Annotated in this window: 17 protein-coding genes; 6 read left to right on the forward strand and 11 right to left on the reverse strand. The window is 67.0% G+C overall.

What is annotated here, in order from left to right:
* Together VB734_RS04755 and VB734_RS04760 are read right to left on the reverse strand one after the other, a co-directional pair.
* Positions 1 to 990, reverse strand: a 990-nt coding sequence (locus VB734_RS04755; RefSeq protein ID WP_323242981.1) for an FAD-dependent oxidoreductase, incomplete at its 3' end; no start/stop codon positions are given.
* A 268-nt stretch (positions 991 to 1,258) separates the two neighbouring features.
* Positions 1,259 to 2,221, reverse strand: a complete 963-nt coding sequence (locus tag VB734_RS04760) for an SMP-30/gluconolactonase/LRE family protein (RefSeq protein WP_322782213.1) — start codon at positions 2,219 to 2,221, stop codon at positions 1,259 to 1,261.
* A gap of 134 nt (positions 2,222 to 2,355) precedes the next feature.
* On the opposite strand from VB734_RS04760, the gene VB734_RS04765 reads away from it, so the two are divergent.
* Positions 2,356 to 3,051, forward strand: coding sequence for a DUF547 domain-containing protein (locus tag VB734_RS04765; protein WP_231594515.1), 696 nt, complete (start codon positions 2,356 to 2,358; stop codon positions 3,049 to 3,051).
* Here VB734_RS04765 and VB734_RS04770 read toward each other — a convergent pair.
* Genes VB734_RS04770 through VB734_RS04785 form a run of 4 tightly spaced genes read right to left on the reverse strand, consistent with a single transcriptional unit; the run spans position 3,033 to position 6,439 of the window.
* Complete coding sequence (locus VB734_RS04770; RefSeq protein WP_197161527.1) at positions 3,033 to 3,764, reverse strand: TIGR04283 family arsenosugar biosynthesis glycosyltransferase; 732 nt, start codon at positions 3,762 to 3,764, stop codon at positions 3,033 to 3,035. The genes VB734_RS04765 and VB734_RS04770 overlap by 19 nt on opposite strands.
* Positions 3,765 to 3,774: 10 nt before the next feature.
* Complete coding sequence (locus VB734_RS04775; protein ID WP_323242982.1) at positions 3,775 to 4,929, reverse strand: acyltransferase family protein; 1,155 nt, start codon at positions 4,927 to 4,929, stop codon at positions 3,775 to 3,777.
* Positions 4,884 to 5,372 carry a rhodanese-like domain-containing protein gene (locus tag VB734_RS04780; RefSeq protein WP_197161521.1) on the reverse strand — a complete coding sequence of 163 codons (489 nt, stop codon included), beginning with the start codon at positions 5,370 to 5,372 and terminating at the stop codon, positions 4,884 to 4,886. Before VB734_RS04780 ends, VB734_RS04775 begins: the two co-directional genes overlap by 46 nt.
* A 35-nt stretch (positions 5,373 to 5,407) precedes the next feature.
* Positions 5,408 to 6,439, reverse strand: a complete 1,032-nt coding sequence (locus VB734_RS04785) for a zinc-dependent alcohol dehydrogenase family protein (RefSeq protein ID WP_197161518.1) — start codon at positions 6,437 to 6,439, stop codon at positions 5,408 to 5,410.
* 224 nt (positions 6,440 to 6,663) lie between these two features.
* Here VB734_RS04785 and VB734_RS04790 point away from each other — a divergent pair, with 224 nt between their 5' ends.
* Entirely contained in the window at positions 6,664 to 8,235 is a 1,572-nt protein-coding gene (locus tag VB734_RS04790; protein WP_197161515.1) for a B12-binding domain-containing radical SAM protein, read from the forward strand.
* Between the two features lie 225 nt (positions 8,236 to 8,460).
* Here VB734_RS04790 and VB734_RS04795 read toward each other — a convergent pair whose 3' ends face one another.
* The gene (locus VB734_RS04795) at positions 8,461 to 8,979 is read right to left on the reverse strand and encodes a YbjN domain-containing protein (protein WP_197161512.1); all 519 of its coding nucleotides are present in this window, start codon (positions 8,977 to 8,979) and stop codon (positions 8,461 to 8,463) included.
* 13 nt (positions 8,980 to 8,992) lie between these two features.
* Positions 8,993 to 9,910: a S1C family serine protease gene (locus tag VB734_RS04800; protein ID WP_197161510.1), complete on the reverse strand. Its 918-nt coding sequence runs from the start codon at positions 9,908 to 9,910 to the stop codon at positions 8,993 to 8,995.
* Positions 9,911 to 10,100: 190 nt separating this feature from the next.
* Between VB734_RS04800 and VB734_RS04805 the strand changes: the two genes are divergently transcribed.
* Positions 10,101 to 12,491 carry a cation-translocating P-type ATPase gene (locus VB734_RS04805; RefSeq protein WP_231594513.1) on the forward strand — a complete coding sequence of 797 codons (2,391 nt, stop codon included), beginning with the start codon at positions 10,101 to 10,103 and terminating at the stop codon, positions 12,489 to 12,491.
* On the opposite strand, the gene VB734_RS04810 is transcribed toward VB734_RS04805, so the two are convergent.
* The 3 genes from VB734_RS04810 to VB734_RS04820 form a co-directional block, all read right to left on the reverse strand.
* Positions 12,472 to 14,295 (reverse strand): SulP family inorganic anion transporter, encoded by a 1,824-nt coding sequence (locus VB734_RS04810; RefSeq protein ID WP_197161508.1) that lies wholly within the window; start codon positions 14,293 to 14,295, stop codon positions 12,472 to 12,474. The genes VB734_RS04805 and VB734_RS04810 overlap by 20 nt on opposite strands.
* Position 14,296: 1 nt before the next feature.
* Positions 14,297 to 15,334, reverse strand: coding sequence for a magnesium transporter CorA family protein (locus tag VB734_RS04815; RefSeq protein ID WP_197161506.1), 1,038 nt, complete (start codon positions 15,332 to 15,334; stop codon positions 14,297 to 14,299).
* 248 nt (positions 15,335 to 15,582) lie between these two features.
* Entirely contained in the window at positions 15,583 to 16,068 is a 486-nt protein-coding gene (locus VB734_RS04820) for a TerB family tellurite resistance protein (RefSeq protein ID WP_197161504.1), read from the reverse strand.
* 157 nt (positions 16,069 to 16,225) lie between these two features.
* Here VB734_RS04820 and VB734_RS04825 point away from each other — a divergent pair, with 157 nt between their 5' ends.
* The 3 genes from VB734_RS04825 to VB734_RS04835 all read left to right on the forward strand — a co-directional run.
* Positions 16,226 to 16,738, forward strand: coding sequence for a BCAM0308 family protein (locus VB734_RS04825; RefSeq protein WP_197161502.1), 513 nt, complete (start codon positions 16,226 to 16,228; stop codon positions 16,736 to 16,738).
* 62 nt (positions 16,739 to 16,800) lie between these two features.
* Positions 16,801 to 17,547, forward strand: a complete 747-nt coding sequence (locus VB734_RS04830; protein WP_197161500.1) for a methyltransferase domain-containing protein — start codon at positions 16,801 to 16,803, stop codon at positions 17,545 to 17,547.
* Positions 17,540 to 17,850 (forward strand): FAD-dependent oxidoreductase (locus VB734_RS04835; RefSeq protein WP_323242983.1); only part of this gene is annotated, 311 nt, incomplete at its 3' end. The genes VB734_RS04830 and VB734_RS04835, both read left to right, overlap by 8 nt.

A 17,850-nucleotide genomic window follows, 5' to 3' on the forward strand; every position in this document is an offset into this window, starting at 1 on the left:
CCTGCGCTCCTGCTCGTAGCTGTCGAGCAGGGCCGGGCCCGCCGCACCGTGATGCACCAGGGCCAGCTTCCAGGCCAGGTTGGCGGCATCCTGCAGGCCGCAGTTCAGGCCGTGGCCCTTGGCGGGGGAGCACACGTGGGCAGCATCCCCGGCCACGAACACCGGCCCGGCCCGGAAGACGCTGGCCACGCGGGTGTGGCAGTGGAAGCGGCTGGGGTTCTCCACATCCTGGAAGCGGGCTGAAGGCAGGTAGCGCCTCAGCGCAGCGGTGGCCTCCGACACCAGATCGCTCTGCTCGGTAGCGGGCCGCATGTACACCCGCCAGCGCTGCCCGGGCAGGGCCGTGAGGATCAGCGGCGAGGTGTCGAGGTAGGCCGCGTTGGCCTCGTAGGTATCGGCCCAGCCCTCCACCACGGCATCGAACACGGCCCAGGCACGTGGGATGGCATGGCCCTCGAAGTCGATGCCGCTCAGCTCGCGGGTGGTGCTGCGCAGGCCGTCACAGCCCACCAGCCAGCGGGTGTCCACGGTCTGTTCCTGCTCGCCGCAGGCGATCGTGGCGGTCACGCCGCCGTCATGGGGCTGGAGGCCCTGCAGCCGGCAGGAGCGCTGCACGCTGCCGCCGTGGCGCTCGAGATGGCCCGTGAGAATCGACTCGGTCACCTCCTCCGAGAGGCCCAGGTTGAAGCCATAGCGGCTGCCACTGCCGGCCAGGTCCACCTCCCCCAGCCGACGGCCATCGGCATGGATCAGGATGCGGCGCTGCCGGCAGCCGGCGGTCAGGAAGGCCTCCTCCAGCCCCAGCGCCTCGAACAGCTCCAGAGACAGCGCATGAATCACCGTGGCGCGATCCCAGTGCAGGGCTTCGCTGCGGGCATCAATCAGCAGGGTGGGTACGCCCCGGCGCTGCAGCTCAGCCGCCAGCAGCAGCCCCGTGGGGCCGGCACCCACCACGAGAACAGCGGTCTGGCGGGGTAACGGCGACGACACGGATCGGAGGAATCAGGGAGTCAGGCCAGTCCGGGGAAGGCTTCAGTTCCCGTTCCACCGTGGCGGGGATGTCCACCGCCAGCTGATCGGGGTTGAGGGACTGGCACACCTCGTAACCGGGAATCGTGGCCGACAGCTGCGGTTCTGCTGGCGAGTCCTGAACCCGTGCCCCGCGTCTCAGGCCACCGCGCCCATCACCAGTCCAGGCTCCACGCAGGGATTCTGAGCAGCTTGTGGCGTGAGCGGTGTGTCGCGCCGGGCCTCAGGCCTAGGGGAACGGCAGGCCCTGGGCTTCCATGTACACGGCATACACCGACTGACCGGCCGTGATGAACAGGCGGTTGCGCCGGCGCCCGCCGAAGCAGAGATTGGAGGCCACCTCCGGCAGGTGGATCCGGCCGATCAGCTCCCCCTCGGGGGAGAACACGGCAACGCCATCCAGTTCCGGATCAGCCCAGCTGGAACTCGCCCAAACATTGCCATCCAGATCGCAGGTGAGGCCATCGGCCATGGCGGGCCCCATGTCGCAGAACATCCGCCCATCAGCCAGGCGTGAGCCATCGATCACGTCATACACAAGGATCCGGCGGGGGTGGCCCGGCTTGTGGGATGCCCCTGTATCAGTGATGTACAGCCTGCTGTACTCCGGTGAGAAACACAGTCCGTTGGGTTTCTCGATCCCGTTGGCGACCACGCTCGCCTCGCCGGTGTCCGGATCGAGGCGGTAGACATTGGCTGGCAGCTCGAACGCCGCTCGGTTGCCCTCGTAGTTCACGAGGATGCCGTAGCCCGGATCGCTGAACCAGATGCAGCCATCGGGGTGCACCACCAGGTCGTTGGGGGCGTTCAGCCGCCGGCCCTGGAAGTGATCCATCAGCACGGTGAGCGAGCCGTCGTGCTCGGTGCGGGTCACCCTGCGGGTGGCGTGCTCGCAACTGATCAACCGGCCCAGGCGGTCACGGGTGTGGCCGTTGGCGTAATCCGACGGGATGCGAAAGACACTGACGGCCTCCGTCTCCTCGCACCAGCGCAGCATCCGGTTGTTGGGGATGTCACTCCACAAGAGATAGCGGCCGTCGCCGAACCACACAGGACCCTCCGTCCAGCGGGCACCGGTGTGGATCCGCTCGACGGCGGCATTACCGAGCACGTACCTCTTGAACGCCGGTGCGATCACCTCGATGGCCGGATCCGGATAGTGCACCGGCCCGCCCTGCCAGTCCCTCTCCATCACGGCCTCCCTGCATCGACGCCGTCGTTGGCGCTTCGAGCCCACCGACCGTGCATGAGGCTCGGAGGTCTGACTCCGTTGTAGCCGAGTGCTGGGCCAGGCTGAGGCCGGTGTCCCGACGAGTGAGTCTGCGGATGTTGGTCGAACTCTCCACCTGGGATGCCCTGCTGCGCACCTACGTGGATGGGCACGGCCTCGTGGATTACCGGGCCTGGCTGGCCGAGCAGCCCCGCACCCTCTCCGATTGGCTGGCGCGGCAATCGCCGATCACCCGCGGCCGCCAGGATCACCTGGCCCACTGGATCAACCTCTACAACGCCTTCACGATCCAGGCGGTGCTGAGCCGTTATCCGATCGCCTCGATCCGCCCCACCCTGCTCGGTCTGCCGAACTGGATCGGTTTCCTCCGCTTCTTCACGCAGCCCGTGCATCGCCTCGGCTCGCAGAGCCTCAGCCTCGCCCAGATCGAGAATCAGAGGCTGAGGCAGCACAGCAAGGACCCCCGCATCCACTTCGCGATCGTCTGCGCCTCGCTCGGCTGTCCGCTGCTGCGCGCCGAGGCCTACACCCCGGAGCGTGTGCAGCAGCAGCTCCACGACGACCTGATCCGCTTTGTGAACAACCCCGGCAAAGTGCGCCTCGATGCGGAAGACGGCATCCTGCACTGCAGCCGCATCTTCCAGTGGTACCGGGGCGACTTTCTGGCGACATCTCCCTCGATCGCCGCCTGGATCCTGCCCCATCTCGGAGGCGTCACCGCGCCCAACAGGCCACTTCGACTGGCCTTTCTTCCCTACGACTGGGGCCTTAATCAGCGGATGTCCCCGTAGAACCGCTTCAGGCGGCTCGGCGACACTCCGAGGCCCCAGAGAACCCCGATCACGAGATAGATCAAGGTGGCTTTGCAGACCCCCCAGCGCTGCACCCGCCGATCCGAACTCTCCACCACACGATTGATCAGCACGATGCGCCCCCGGCGCACCAGGCGCAGGCACAGGTCGCCGTCTTCCATGATCGGCAGGTTGGGATCGAATCCGCCGCACAACCAGAAATCGCGGCGGCGGCAGAGCATCACCTGATCGCCGAACAGCAGCCGCAGTCCCCGGATGTAGAGATGGGGACGGAACAGCAGCGGTGCCAGATCGGTCTTCAGCACATTCAGCGCGGAGATGTCCCAGCGGATGGAGGTGCCATCACCCATCAGGGAGATGAAGCCGGCGCCGGCAATCGAGGCATCCGCGAAGGTGCGCTCGGCCACGCTGACCAGATCATCGGGAACCAGGGTGTCCGCATGCAGAAAACAGAGCAGATCGCCCGTGGCCTGCCGGGCACCCTGGTTCATCTGAATGGCCCGGCCCGCCGTCTCGCTGTGGAGCACCGTGATGCCCGCTTCAGCGGCGATCGCCGTGGTGGGATCACTGCTGCCCCCATCCACCACCAGCACCTCCCAGGCGGGTGGATGCAGGGCCTTCACGTGCCGCAGCGTGCGCGCCAGCGTGGTGGCTTCATTCAGGGTGGGAATGATGATCGACAGCCGTGCCATGGCCAGCGTCCTACCGCAGCCTCAGCAGGTCATGGAGGCCAGCACTCAACAGCAGCGAAGTCAGGCCGATCAGCACGAACTTCACGGTCAGGGCCACGGGCAGCGGCACCACCACGAAGGCGATCAGCACGATCAGGGGCTGGTGAAAGAGCACGATCGAAAAGCCCACCCGGTTGCCGTAGCGCAGGAGCGGATGGCTGCGGCCGCGATAGGGCCGGGCCAGGGCCAGCAGGGCCAGCACCCAGCTCCAGCTGTTGAAGCCCCGAAAGGCCTGATGCACCATGTAGGGCGCTGAATAGGCACGCTCCGGCACCATGCCCCTGAGGCTCAGCGCCAGCAGCAACACCATGCTCAGGCCGGCCGTGGCCAGCAGCAGCCGGCGATTCCGGTCCAGGGCACACCACAGCCCGCCGCGGCTGCAGAAGAGCGCGCCATACACGAAGTACAGCAGATAGAGCACCAGATTGGCCCAGTCGTCGTAGAGGTTCTGAAAGCCCGCCCAGTGGGGGCGCAACAGAGCCTCGCTCAGCATCAAGGGCGCAGCCAGAGCGATCAGGGCGCCGAGGCCGTGCATCGCCGGAGGTGTCCGTCTCTCAGCTCGTTCGCCGGTCTCCCGGCTGAGCCTCAGCATCACGGGCAGGCAGGCGATGGAGATCACCAGCAGATAGGCCAGAAACCAGAGATGGGCCCATTCGAAATGACCGGCCGGGCGGATTCCGTCGAAGAAGCGGGGGTAGAACTGCAGGAAAGACCCCTTCTCCTGGCCCGCCTGCAGCTCGTGGATATAAACCTGGGGCGGCACAAGCAGCGGGATTCCAATCAGCAGGGGCACCAGGAGCCGCCGCAGCCGTTGACGCAGATAGGCCAGCGCGGAGCGAGTCTGCAGCGAATACCAGCTGGCCGCACCGGCCAGAAAGAAGAACAGAGGCATGTGCCACTGGTGCACAAACTCGATGAACACGCTCAGACCGGCGCTGCTCTGGGCATCGGCGACATAGAAGCGGCCCAGCTCTCCCTCGTAGAAGACAGCGGCCGAGTGAAAGGGGATCAGCAGCAGGACAGCCAGCAGCCGCAGCCAATCCAGATCAAGCGAACGGGGTGGATGGATGCCGGCCACCATCAGCTTTCCCCGCCCCGGCTGTGGGCTGGCAGCAACCAGCCCCATCCCGGGCGGTAGGGATGCACCAGCAGGGTGGGCTCTCCCTGCCGGATCAGGCTGCGGCCTTCCCAGGCCCACTGAAACAGGCCACCCTCGAGATTGACGACCCGCGTGAACCCGGCTCGCCGCAGCTCCTCCACCCGTGCGGCGCTGCGCACCCCCACCGAGCAGCAGACGACGATCGGCCTGTCCCTGGCCAGCGCCGCCATCGATCCCAGGCCCGCAATCCCGCCACCGGCCTCGATCCGCGCGGCCCCGGGCAGGTGGCTGCACGCAAATTCAGCCGGGCTGCGGGCATCGAGGATCAGCCAGTCGCCCTGCTCCTCTCCAGCCAGGATCCGCTGGAGCTGCTCCGGGGTGATGGAGGTGACGGCCGGATGGCACAGCCGGATCCAGCGCTTCAGGCAGAAGAACGCGACACGCTGAATGGCGCCTGCGGGGTTGACCATCAGCGCATCCTTCCACCGCCGGCGACGCCTTGTGCTCACGCACCGATCCGCAGCACCTTCGCTCCGCGCACCGCGCCGGAACGCAGTTGCTGCAGAGCCGTGTTGGCCTCCGCCAGAGGGAAGGCCTGCACCGTGGGATGGATCCTGGCGGCGGCGGCCAGTGCCAGGAACTCCCGCACGTCCTGACGCGTCACGTTGGCCACCGAGCGGATCTCCTTCTCCATCCACAGGTCGCGGGGATAGTCGAGACGCAGCAGGGCCGCCTTGTCGGCCTCCCGCTTGCCGATCGCATTGATCACCAGCCGTCCCCCCGGGTGGAGGCACTTCAGCGCGGCCACCACCGGCGTCCAGGCCGGCGTGGTGTCGATCACGGCGTGGAGCTTCACCGGCGACTCCGCCTCGGTGGCACCGGCCCAGGCGGCCCCCAGCTCCAGGGCGAAGGCCCGCTCCCGTTCGCTGCGGGCGAACACGAACACCCGCGAGGCCGGAAACCGCTGACGCACCATCGGCAGCACCAGGTGGGCCGACGCACCGAAGCCGGTGAGCCCCAGATCCTGGCCGTCCTCGAGGCCGCTCAGCCGCAGCGACCTGTAGCCGATCGCTCCGGCGCAGAGCATCGGCGCGATCGCCTCTGCCTCCAGATCCGCAGGCAGGGCATGGGCGAAGGCCTCCGGCACGGTCACATAGTCGGCGTAGCCACCATTCACGTCACGGCCCGTGGCCACGAAGGCCGGGCAGAGATTCTCCCGGCCGGAGCGGCAGAAGCCACAGCTGCCGCAGGCCTGGAAGATCCAGGCGATACCCACCGCATCCCCGGGACGGAAGAGTCCGCACTCCGGGCCTGTGTCCACCACCGTGCCCACGATCTGATGCCCCGGGATCACGGGAAACCGAGGGGGTGGCGTGCGCCCCTCGATCTCATCGAGTTCGGTGTGGCACACCCCGCAGACCGACACCTTCACCAGCAATTCACCCGTCCCCGGCACCGGCCGGGGACGGTCCATCAGCACGAGCGGCGATGGATTGCGCTCCATGTCGCAGCAGGTCTCGAGCACCATCGCCTTCATCTCGCCCCCCCCTGCGGCCGGGGATGGACCCAGGCGCGCTCGCTCACCCCAGTCTGCTGCCTGTCGCCCCGGGCCCGCATCGGTGATGGCGAGCGAGACCGGAATCCCTCCTCACCCCTGCACCTTCAGGAACTGCCCCCGGGCGAACCTGGCCAGCAGTTTTGGTGCGATCGTGGACTCAATGGTTCATGCGTGCTGATCCTCAGCGCCAACCAGCCAACACATTGAACGTTCTGCTCGTTTATCCAGAATTTCCAAAAACATTCTGGAGCTACGAAAAAATCCTGGAGCTGGTCAACCGAAAGGTGCTCCTCCCCCCGCTTGGACTGATCACCGTCGCGGCCATTCTACCCCAGGAATGGAACTTCAAGCTGGCCGATGTCAATATCCGGCCGGTTACTGATCAGGAATGGAAGTGGGCTGATCTTGTGATCATGTCAGCGATGATCGTCCAGAAGGACGACATCATTCGTCAGATCAATCTGGCCCGGCACCATGGCAAACCCGTGGCGGTCGGCGGCCCCTATCCCTCCTCCACGCCCGAGGAGCTCGTGGCCGCCGGGGCCGACTACCTGATCCTCGATGAAGGCGAGATCACCCTGCCGATGTTCGTGGAAGCCTGGCAGCGGGGAGAAACAGGTGGGCGCTTCAGCTCCGAAGGCGTCAAGCCGGATGTGACCTCCACCCCCATCCCCCGCTATGACCTGCTCGAGCTGAGTGCCTATGACTCGATGAGCGTGCAGTTCTCGCGCGGCTGTCCGTTTCAGTGCGAGTTCTGCGACATCATCGTGCTCTATGGCCGCAAACCCCGCACCAAGACACCGGAACAGCTGATCGGTGAGTTGAACCGCCTCTACACCATCGGCTGGCGGGGCGGGGTGTTCATGGTCGACGATAACTTCATCGGCAACAAGCGCAACGTCAAGCTGATGCTCACGCAGCTTGAGCACTGGCAGAAACTGCATGGCTATCCTTTCCGTTTCGACACGGAAGCCTCCCTGGATCTCGCTGACGATCAGGAACTCATCGATCAGATGCTGGCCTGCAACTTCGCCGCCGTGTTCATGGGAATCGAAACGCCTGACACCGACAGCCTCGCGGCGACGATGAAGTTCCAGAACACCCGCTCACCCCTGCTCGAATCCGTCGATCGGGTGACCCGCTCAGGGCTGAGGGTGATCGCCGGGTTCATCATCGGCTTCGATGGCGAAAAGGCAGGTGCTGGCCAGAGGATCGTGGCCTTCTCAGAAGCAGCTGGCATTCCCACCACCACCTTCGCCATGCTCCAGGCTCTGCCCCATACAGCGCTCTGGCACAGGCTGGAACGGGAAGGACGGCTGGTCGACAAGGTCGGCAACATCAACCAGACCACCCTGATGAACTTCGTGCCGACCCGGCCGGTGGAAGACATTGCCCAGGAGTATGTGGAAGCCTTCTGCGAGCTGTACGAACCTCACAAGTATCTCGACCGGGTGCATCGCTACTTCCTCAAGCTCGGACCCGCCAGAGTCCGGAGCAGCTTCAAGCTGCCTGATCTGGCGGTCATCCGGGCGCTGCTGATCGTCTGCTGGCGCCAGGGAATCAAACGCTCCACCCGTGTGGCCTTCTGGCACCATCTACTTCACATTCTCTGGGCCAATCCAAAGGTGGCGGAGCAATATCTCGCCGTCTGCGCGCACAACGAGCATTTCATGGAGTATCGGGACATCGTGCGCCTGCAGATCGAAAATCAGCTGGCGGCCTACCACCATGAACAGGCCCGGAAGCCTGCAGCTGAACTGGCGGCGGCCCCATGAACCCGGCGACCTAGGAGAAGCTGTGGAACAGCAACTGCAGCAATCCGAAGCCGGTCAGGCAGGTGGCCGCCAGGAGGGGAATGGTGTGGAGCACGACGGTTCCGTCCGGGGGCCTGCCTGAGGTCTAAACCTCCGGCACCAGGGAAAGAAGGGTGAGGAGGAGCAGATGTTGAATCCTGGAGATACATTCCAAGATGAAGCTTGATGAAGGCGTCTCGCCTGCCGCTAGGGCTCCTCTGCCGCCGGCTCAGTCCCCAGCATCCCCGCGCCGAATTCCTGGCTGAGATCGTTGTCGAACTGATCCGCGGCACTGGCCACGTTCAGCAGCATCTCCATGAACTGTGCCCTGTCGAGCCCGGGCAGACGTCGTTCCGCCGCCACCACCACGATGTCGTTGTCGACCCCGATCGAGCAGCCCACCATCAGTCTGTTGAGCTCCAGGCAGCGGCGGTAGAAGGCCAGCACACGGGTGCTCGGCAGCGTCAGGATCGGTGCGCAGATCTCGATCGTGGGCTCATCCAGGATCTCGTTGTCGTGGATGCCGATCTCGATCTGAGCGCTGCCCACCTGAAACCTCCAGGCGACGCCTTCTTCCGCCTCGTCCCGGGTGTCGCCCAGCCCCAGGGCTTCGAGCACCTCGTCCACCACCGTGATGGTCTGCTCCACCAAGGCGGCCTCCGTCAACGCGGCCTCCATCCGGGCGGGGCGCAGCTTCGCGAGCAGGTCAGCCAGGAAGGTCGTCATCGAGCAGGGGGCTCTAGAGCGTGGCTCCGCAGACCGCACAGTACGCAGCTCCCTCGCTGCAGGCCGCCCCGCAGACGGGGCAGTCCATGACCTCAGATCCCTGCTCGTTCTGATCCTCCGTCTCACCCTCGCCGTTGCCGTTCCCGTCGCTCTCCTCCTCAGCGTCCTCCCTGGCCTTGTCATCCCCTGCCGCGCTCTCCAGCTCCTCCACGGCATCCACGAGCGCCAGCAGTGCCCCGCACCGGTCGCAATAGGCGGGATCCCGGCAGGCCGCACCGCAGACGCAGCAATAGAAGCGGGCACCCTGCTCCCTCTCCTCCAGATAGAGGTTGAACCTGCTGTAGACCTGCTCGGCCGTCACTGCGAAGTTGAGCCCCTGCGATTCGGCGCGGCTGCAGGCCATCAGACCCACCAGCTCCGCCTGCCCGTCGTAGAGGGGGCCGCCACTGTTGCCGGGATTGATGGCGGCATCCACCTGCAGATAGCTTCGGCCCGCGACCTGCCGACCGACCGCACTCACGATGCCCCGGGTCAGGGTGTAAGGGAGGCCCAGGGGATGGCCGATGGCATAGACCGTCTCGCCCACGATCGGCGTACGCCCGGCGGGAGCCCGATCCTGGATCAGCCCGCAGCGCACCCGCTCCACCGCTTCCGGGACCGCCTCCTCAGGAAGCTGGAGGAAGGCCAGATCGGCATCGCGGAAGGAACGCACCACCCGGGCCCGGACCTGCTTGCCGTCGCGAAAGCGGACCAGGGCCGTGCACCAGCCTTCTACCAGGTGCTGGCTGGTGCCGATCAGCCCGGAAGCGCTCAGCATCACACCCGCACCCTGGCCATCCGGCACGTCGATCGTCACCACCGCATCGGCCACCCGCCGGAACACCTCCTCGGCCGGCAGGGCCGGAGGGCGGGCGGCATCGCTTGATTCCACGCGGAGGCGGGGCGAACCCGGAGCACTGCCTGCGATCCTGCTGACCAGGCGAGACGGAAAGGGAGCCGTGCAAACAAAACAGAAGACATGGCCGTCCAGGCTGACTCAGCACTGTTGCGACCGCCGGTCTGGCCACTGATCGGGCCCCTCGCCACCCACCCATTCGTTCACACCGGAATCAAGGAAACCGATGACGCCAGAACCCCTGGCGATGGAGGAGCAGGGAATGAGCTGGCTGGAACCCACCAATCTGCTGCTGCTGGCCTGCGCCCTGATCTACGGCCTGATCGGGGAATGGGTCGATGGCGGCATCCTGCTGCTGTTCGTGGCGGGCATCAGCCTGCTCGATGCCGTCCAGCAGCAGCGCAGCAACCGTGCCCTGGCGGAGCTGGCCCGGCTGTCGGCGCCCCGGGCCCACGTGCGGCGCGATGGTCAGGAGCTGGACCTGCCGGCCGAGCAGGTGCGTGTGGGCGATCGGCTCCGGCTGGAGGAAGGCGACCGGGTGGCGGCCGATGCCGCCACCAGCGAGGCGGTGGGGCTGTGGCTGGATGAGTCCCTGCTCACCGGTGAATCCCTGCCGGTCGAGCGCTCCACGCCCGGGGAGCGGATCCTGGCGGGTTCGCTGGTGGCCGGTGGCCGCGGCTGGGCGGACGTGGTGGCCGTGGCCGACGCCACCGAACTGGGACGGCTCGGCAGCAGCCTGGCCACGGTGCAACCGCCGCCCACCCGGCTGCAGCGTCAGACCCGTCGCCTCACCGGACGTCTCACCGTGCTGGCGCTGGGGCTCTGCGCGGCCCTGGCCGGGATCCAGGGAACGCTCAGCGGCGACTGGCCCCAGGCCCTGCTTGCCGCCCTGGCCCTCGCCCTGGCGGTGCTGCCCAACGAGATTCCCGTGGTGCTGGCCCTGTTCCTGGCCCTCGGTGCCCTGCGCCTGGCCCGGATCGGCGTGCTGGCCCGCTGGCCGGCGGCGGTGGAGAGCCTCGGCAGCGCCACCGTGCTCGCCGTCGACAAGACCGGCACGCTCACCGAGAACCGCATGGGTGTGCAGCGGCTGCTCACCTGGCCGCAGCTGGAGGGCTGGCAGGCGGGCGAGACCCTGGAGGAACCCGTGCATCAGCTGCTCGAGCTGGCGGTGCTCGCCAGCCGCGGTGATCCGGTGGATGCGATGGAACTGGCGATCCAGCGCCTGGCCGCCGACCATCTCGGCGGCACCGAACATCTGCATCCCGACTGGCCCCTGGAGCGCGAATACCCCCTGCAGCGGGATCTGCTGGTGTTCTCCCGTCTCTGGCACGACGGCGACGGCGGCTTGCAGCTGGCCGCCAAGGGGGCGCCCGAGGCGATCGCCGATCTCTGTCACCTCGATGCCGGGGAGACCACCGCCCTGCTGGCGGCCGCCGATGGGCTCGCCGCCAGGGGTCTGCGGGTGCTGGCAGTGGCGCGCGGACTCGATGGCGTGCCGGTGCACGCGGGTCAGCCATCCACAGGCGGTGGCGATCTGCCGGATCACGTGCATGGCTACCTGTTCGAGCCGGTGGGATTCCTGGCCCTGGCGGACCCGCTGCGAGCCGATGTGCCGGCGGCGATCGCCATGGCGCGGAGCGCGGGTGTTCGCGTGGTGATGATCACGGGTGACAGCCCGGTCACGGCCCGCTCGATCGCCGATCAGGCGGGCCTGCCGCCCGGTCCGGTGCTCTCCGGCCCCGAGCTGGAGGCCCTCTCAGCCCAGGAGCTGGCGGCCTCCATCCGGGAGGTGACGGTGTTCGCCCGGGTGATGCCCCAGCAGAAGCTGCAGCTGGTGCGGGCCCTGCAGGCCGCCGGCGAGGTGGTGGCGATGACCGGCGATGGCGTCAATGACGCGCCGGCCCTCAAGGCCGCCGACATCGGCGTGGCCATGGGCAGGCGCGGCACCGCCGTGGCCCGCGAATCCGCCGATCTGGTGCTGCTCGACGACACCTTCGGCGATCTGGTGGCCGCCCTGGAACTGGGCCGGCGCGTCGATGCCAACCTGCACCGGGCCCTGGGGTACACCCTGGCGATTCACCTGCCGATCGCCGCGCTCGGCCTGGTGCCCCTGCTGCTGAGCGGCCAGGCCCTGATCCTGCTGCCGGTGCACATCGCCCTGCTCCACCTGGTGATCGATCCGGCCTGCACGGTGGTGTTCGAGGCACTGCCGGCCACTCCGGGCCTGATGCAGCAGCCCCCCCGCCCGCCGGAGGCCCCCCTCTTCGGGCCCGACACCTGGCGCCGTTCCCTCAGCCAGGGCGTTGTGGTGATGGTGGCCGCCCTGGTGCTGGCCTTCTGGCCCGAGGCCGATGCCGCCACCCACCGCAGCCTGGTGTTCTCGCTGCTGCTGCTCACGGGCGGTGGGCTGGTGTGGCTGAACGGCGACCCCCGCAGCCGCATCACCGCCGCCGGCGCCGGCATCGGCCTGGGGCTGTGGCTGCTGCTGCTCGCCAGTCCCAGGCTGCAGCAGCTGCTCAGCCTGGCGCCGCTGCAACCCTCCGAAATCCTCACCGTGATCATCACCACCGCGCTCGCCCTGCTGCTGGCGGGCCTGCTCAGCCGTCGGCCGGCCTGAAGCCTCCACGGGGTCTCCCCTGCTCCGAGGAAGCGTCAGCGGGTGAGTTCGCTTGGACCTGATCCTCCCAGTCGACCCAATCCACAGCGTGGACCTTCAGATACCTGCTGACGGCCTGGCCGACCGTGGCGAAGAACCGTTCTTCGCCGAATTGTGCGAACAGCCCGAAGCGTTTGAGTTTGTCCTTGACGGGATCCTTCATCTCGGCGAAGCAGAGCAGGATTCCGGCCTTCGCCAGGGTGTGATCCAGTTCATCCAACGTGTCCGCCGAGGTGACATCGATGCTGGTGACGGGTTCAGCCTCCACCACGAGCCAGTTCACCCGGGTCGGTGATGACTCCAGGGCGCTCATCACCCGATCCCGGAAGAATTCGGCATTCGCGAAGAACAGGGGCGCATCCCACCTGAACAGAACCAGTCCCGGGATCAGGCGCGATTGCGGATAACGGCTGATGTCGTGATAGCCCTTGACGCCCTCCACCCGTCCGAGCACGGCGGAGTGAGGACGCCAGCCATCCCAGAGAAACTCGATGACGGCAATGGCGATCGCCAGGCCGATGCCAGGAATGGCGCCGAGGACGGCAACCCCGGCCAGGCAGACCATCGACAACCAGAACTCCCAGCGCTGCATGCGGTAGATGCGTCGCAGGTCAGCCACCTCGATCAAGGCGATCGCCGAGGCGATCACCACTCCTGCCAGGGCGGCGGTGGGCAGGTTCTGCAGCAGGGTCGGCGCCGCCAGCAGCAACGCGGCGACCGTGACGGCTCCGACGACCCCGGTCAACTGGGTCCGTGCCCCCGCCGCCTCGGCAACGGGAGTGCGCGAGCTGCTCGCGCTGATGGGGAGCCCCTGAAACAAACCGGCGGCCAGGTTGGCTGCGCCCAGTCCAACCATCTCCTGATTGGCATCGACCGTGTCCCCCAGCCGTGCGGAATAGGTCCTCGAGAGCACGCTCGTGTCCGCGAACGACACCAGGGCGATGGCGCAGCCTCCCAGCAACACCGGCACGAGGTCGCCCGTGCCGATGGCGGGGATCGTCAGACCGGGCAGGCCTCTGGGAAGTGGACCGAGCACCGTCACCCCGGCGCGGGTCGCCAGATTCAGCACCGAGACGATCACGGTCGAAGCGACGACAGCCAGCAGAACCGCCGGGACTCGCCTGCTGCGCCTCAGCAGCCCGATCATCAGCAAGGTGCCGACGCCGAGGGCCAGCGACACCCCGTTCGTGCTGCCGGCCAGAACCGCGGCGATGAAGGCCCGGGCTTCGATCAGCAGTCCGTCGCCCTGGGTCTTGAAACCGAACAGGGCGGGCAGCTGGCTGACCAGCACGGTCAGCGCGATGCCGTTCATGTAGCCGTAGCGGATCGGCTTGGAGAGCAATTCGGTGATGAACCCCAGCCGGGCGGTTCCCGCAAGCAGGCAGAGGCTGCCGGAGACAAGGGCCAGCATCCCGGCCAGGGCCATGGCGCGCTGGGGATCCCCTGCAGACAGGGGCAGCACGATTCCGAGGACGAGGGTGACGAGCGACGAGTCAGGCCCCAGGACCAGCATCCGGCTGGGGCCGAACAGGGCATAGGCGGAGAGGCCGAAGATGGTGGCGTACAGACCACAGATGGGCGGCACACCGGAAGCGACCGCGTAGGCGATGCCTGCCGGCAGCAGCACCGCCGTCAGCGCCAGGCCAGCCACGATGTCATGCCGGAGCCAGGCGATGTCGTAGTGGCTGATGACGGACAGACCGGGAAGCCAACGCCTCCAGCCGGCGCGGGAGCGGGGCGCCGATGGAGGCGTCGAGGCGCTCATGTCAGAGAAGCCTGCCCCGCCTTGTGCGGGTTCGCTTCCGGTCGAGCCTGCTGAGGATGTAGTAGCTGGCGCAGGCGATCAGGACCATGACGAGCAGGAAGGCCGGATAGGACACCCTCCAGTTGCTGGGACCTGTGATCATCGACCACTCCGACATCCCGCCGATGCCGGCCAGCAGCGTCAACGGCATGAAGATCGTGGTGATCAATGTCAGCCGTTTCACGGTGATATTCGTATCATTGGCAGCCTTGGCCATTTCATTATTCAACATCGAAAGATACATTTCCATCAAACTTGTAACGATGTCCCGGTAGGACTCGGTCAGCTCAAAAAATCTGACCAGGTGGTCGTAGATATCACGATAATTGTAGATGGACCGCTCTGAGATGAATCGACAGTCCCTGCGACAGATCCTGCCAAGGATCTCACGTTCGTGAAAGAGGCTCTTGCGCAGTCTCAGCAGATACCGCCTGAACCGAATCAATTCGGCCGGCTTGAAGCTTGCGGGGTCGGAGATGAGCGCCCCTTCGACATCGTCCAGCTCATCCTCCAGGGCCTCGATGGCCACAAACTTCTGATCCACAACTTCATTCAGAATCAGGTGCATGACCTGGGAAGGCCCCTGCCGCTCCGCCACCCCCTCCAGACCCTTCTCGACCAGTCGCTGAATTCCTTCCAGACCGGGGCGACGGCCTGAGTTGAAGTGACTGATGCTGACCAGGAATTTCTCGCCGATGAACAAATTGATTTCACCCACCTCCAGGTCACTATTGTCATACTCAAACGTATTAAAGAGAATGAACGTATTGCTCGGAAAGTCTTCGATTTTGGGAATCTGATTATCATCAAAGCAATCCTCGATCGACAGCTGATGCAGACCGAGAAGTCCCACCAGCTCCTCGAGCTCCTCCCTGGTGGCCTCGTTGTAGTGCAACCAGGCGAAACCATTCTCCGCCGCTGCCGCCACGGCAGCCCTGGCCGACCTGACGCGCTTCGGAGGGCCGCTGCTGCCGATCTGGTAGAAGCAGGAGTCAGACACGTCGTCCTGATCGGATCCCAGGCGGCAGCGTAGGAACGGACTTGCGGGAGCCGGACCAGGACTTCTGACGCACGTCGGTCAGGGTCAGGATGACCGTCTGAACCCGGCAATCATCGAGCCGCGAGACTCACCGGGAACAACATCACAACCAGGCGGCGATTGTCAGAAATCCAGACTTTCAGGATCTGCGTGTTCTGTGGCCCTGAAGGCAGACGCAGATCTCGGGGCGCTGGCCGCAGGAGCGCCGCTCAGGCCACCAGGAAACCGAAGTGGCGCGAAAGAAAGCCGCGCAGGCCGCTCTCGCTCTGGGCCTCGAGGTCGAGTTCGGCGGCCCATTCCGCTTCGGCGATGTCGGCTTCACTCAGGCCGAGACCGTCGACCAGGCGGCGGTAGGCCACCTTCTCCATCGGGTTGATGCTCGATTCGTCACCGGGCCGCCGGCCGACGCGGACCATCATGTAGCCCAGCTTCAGGGCCAGCTGCCGGTCCTCCTCGGAGCGGAGCCGGGGAATCAGCGCGTCGAGGGCCTCGGGCTGCAGGCTCTGCCCGGCCAGCACCTCAGCCGCCTCGGCGGGCAGCGGCACTCCACCATCCGTCACGATGTAGCGCTCCACCAGCTCCTGCAGCAGTTCGCGCTCCTCCGCGCAGAATTCGCCATCCGACCAGGCCACACAGCAGAGGATGCGCAGCAGGTCGAGGTTGCCGGCGGGCGGGGTGTCGGTGCTGGTCGCCATGACGGGGATCCGGTGGGCATCGCAGCAGCCATTGTGACCGCTTGATCGGGCAGTCCCCACCACCCGCGGGCAGGCCCCCTGTGACCCATCGTCACGCCCTTGACCCCTGACAGCGTCCCTGAGCGTGGCTACAGCGGAAACAGAAGGGCCAACTCCCATGTCCGCCAACACCACCAACGCGCCTGCCAGCCATCAACCCCGCCATGACGGGATGGAGAGCGGGCATCACAGCGATCCCTATCAGCAGCGCCAGAAGCCTTCCGAGCCAAGCACCTGTCCGGATTGCCAGGCCACCTACCACCAGGGGCGCTGGACCTGGGAGGCACCGGCGCCCGGCGCCGCCAGCCACCGCTGTCCGGCCTGTGAGCGGATCCGGGATGGAGTTCCCGCAGGCGAACTGCGGCTCTCGGGCCGTTTCCTGGCCGAGCATGCCGACGAGGTGATGCGGCTGGTGAGCAACACCGAGGAGCACATCCGCCAGGAGCATGCCCTGGAGCGCCTGATCGACAGCGACGGCGATCCCGCCAGCGGCGAGGTGCTGCTGCGCTTCACCGGCATCCACGCCACCCACGGCCTGGGTGAGGCCCTGGTGCATGCCTTCGGTGGAACGCTGGACGCACCCTTCGCGGACGCCGGCTCACCCATGCGCGCCAGCTGGCGGCGGGATTGAGCGAAACGCGCCGACGCCGGATCGCCGGCGCCATAGTGCCTTCACGCCCTGGCAGGACAGTGATGGCCGTGCCGAGCCTCAGGTCCCTGACCCGCCGTGAGCGGGTCGCCGAAGTGATGGATCAGCCGGGAATCGACCCCGCCGAGCACGCCCGTGCCCTGGCGGGGCTCCGGCGCATCAATGCCCTCAGCCGCTGCTCCGCCAGCCTGTTCGCACCGATCCGCGAGCTGGCGGAGCGCCGGCGCGGCACCCCCCTGCGGGTGCTGGATCTGGCCTGCGGAGGTGGTGACACCGCCATCGACCTGGCCCTGATGGCCCGGCGCAGCGGCCTTCCGCTGATCCTCGAAGGCTGCGACATCAGCCCCGGCGCCGTGGCGATCGCCCGGGCCAATGCCGAGCGCCGCGGCGCCGAGGCACGCTTCTTCGGCGCCGATGCCCTGGCCGATCCGCTGCCGTCGGGTCCCGCCGGGGCCGCCCCCGGCGGTTACGACGTGGTGCTCACCTCGCTCTTCCTCCACCACCTCGACGACCGCGACGCCGAGAGGCTGCTGGCCCTGATGGCCCGACGGGCCCGTCAGCTGGTGCTCGTCAACGACCTGATCCGCAGTCCCCTGGGCTACGGGCTGGCCTGGGTCGGCACCCGGCTGCTCAGCCGCTCCTGGATCGTGCACACCGATGGACCGCTGTCGGTGCAGGGGGCCTTCCAGCTCGCTGAGGTGGCCGCCATGGCCGAGCGGGCCGGGCTGGAGGGCGCCACACTGCGGCGCTGCTGGCCGGAGCGGTACCTGCTGAGCTGGTCCCGTGGCTGAGACCCTGCCCGGCGAGTTCTGGGATGTGCTGGTGATCGGAGCCGGTCCGGCCGGTGCCCTGGCCAGCCTGGATCTTGCGCGCCGGGGCCTGCGGGTGCTGCTGGTGGAGAAGCGCCGCTTCCCGCGCTGGAAGGTCTGCGGCGCCTGCTTCAACGGCCAGGCCCAGGCGGCGCTCGCCTCCGTGGGTCAGGGTCACCTGCTCGAGAGTCTGGGCGGGCTGCCGTTACGGCGGCTGCGGCTGGGCCTGGGCGGACGGCAGACGAGCTGTGCGCTGCCACCCGGGTGGGCCGTCTCCCCCAGCCG

It is taken from the genome of Synechococcus sp. BA-124 BA4 (genome assembly GCF_034931165.1).

What these genes read in the sequence shown, in the direction of transcription:
- VB734_RS04810 (WP_197161508.1), bottom strand. Translation starts at nt 14,295, where the DNA reads ATGAGCGCCTCGACGCCTCCATCGGCGCCCCGCTCCCGCGCCGGCTGG.
- VB734_RS04820 (WP_197161504.1), bottom strand. Translation starts at nt 16,068, where the DNA reads ATGGCGACCAGCACCGACACCCCGCCCGCCGGCAACCTCGACCTGCTG.
- VB734_RS04830 (WP_197161500.1), top strand. Translation starts at nt 16,801, where the DNA reads ATGGCCGTGCCGAGCCTCAGGTCCCTGACCCGCCGTGAGCGGGTCGCC.
- VB734_RS04775 (WP_323242982.1), bottom strand. Translation starts at nt 4,929, where the DNA reads ATGGGGCTGGTTGCTGCCAGCCCACAGCCGGGGCGGGGAAAGCTGATG.
- VB734_RS04760 (WP_322782213.1), bottom strand. Translation starts at nt 2,221, where the DNA reads ATGGAGAGGGACTGGCAGGGCGGGCCGGTGCACTATCCGGATCCGGCC.
- VB734_RS04825 (WP_197161502.1), top strand. Translation starts at nt 16,226, where the DNA reads ATGTCCGCCAACACCACCAACGCGCCTGCCAGCCATCAACCCCGCCAT.
- VB734_RS04795 (WP_197161512.1), bottom strand. Translation starts at nt 8,979, where the DNA reads ATGACGACCTTCCTGGCTGACCTGCTCGCGAAGCTGCGCCCCGCCCGG.
- VB734_RS04780 (WP_197161521.1), bottom strand. Translation starts at nt 5,372, where the DNA reads ATGGTCAACCCCGCAGGCGCCATTCAGCGTGTCGCGTTCTTCTGCCTG.
- VB734_RS04785 (WP_197161518.1), bottom strand. Translation starts at nt 6,439, where the DNA reads ATGAAGGCGATGGTGCTCGAGACCTGCTGCGACATGGAGCGCAATCCA.
- VB734_RS04805 (WP_231594513.1), top strand. Translation starts at nt 10,101, where the DNA reads ATGACGCCAGAACCCCTGGCGATGGAGGAGCAGGGAATGAGCTGGCTG.
- VB734_RS04770 (WP_197161527.1), bottom strand. Translation starts at nt 3,764, where the DNA reads ATGGCACGGCTGTCGATCATCATTCCCACCCTGAATGAAGCCACCACG.
- VB734_RS04765 (WP_231594515.1), top strand. Translation starts at nt 2,356, where the DNA reads ATGTTGGTCGAACTCTCCACCTGGGATGCCCTGCTGCGCACCTACGTG.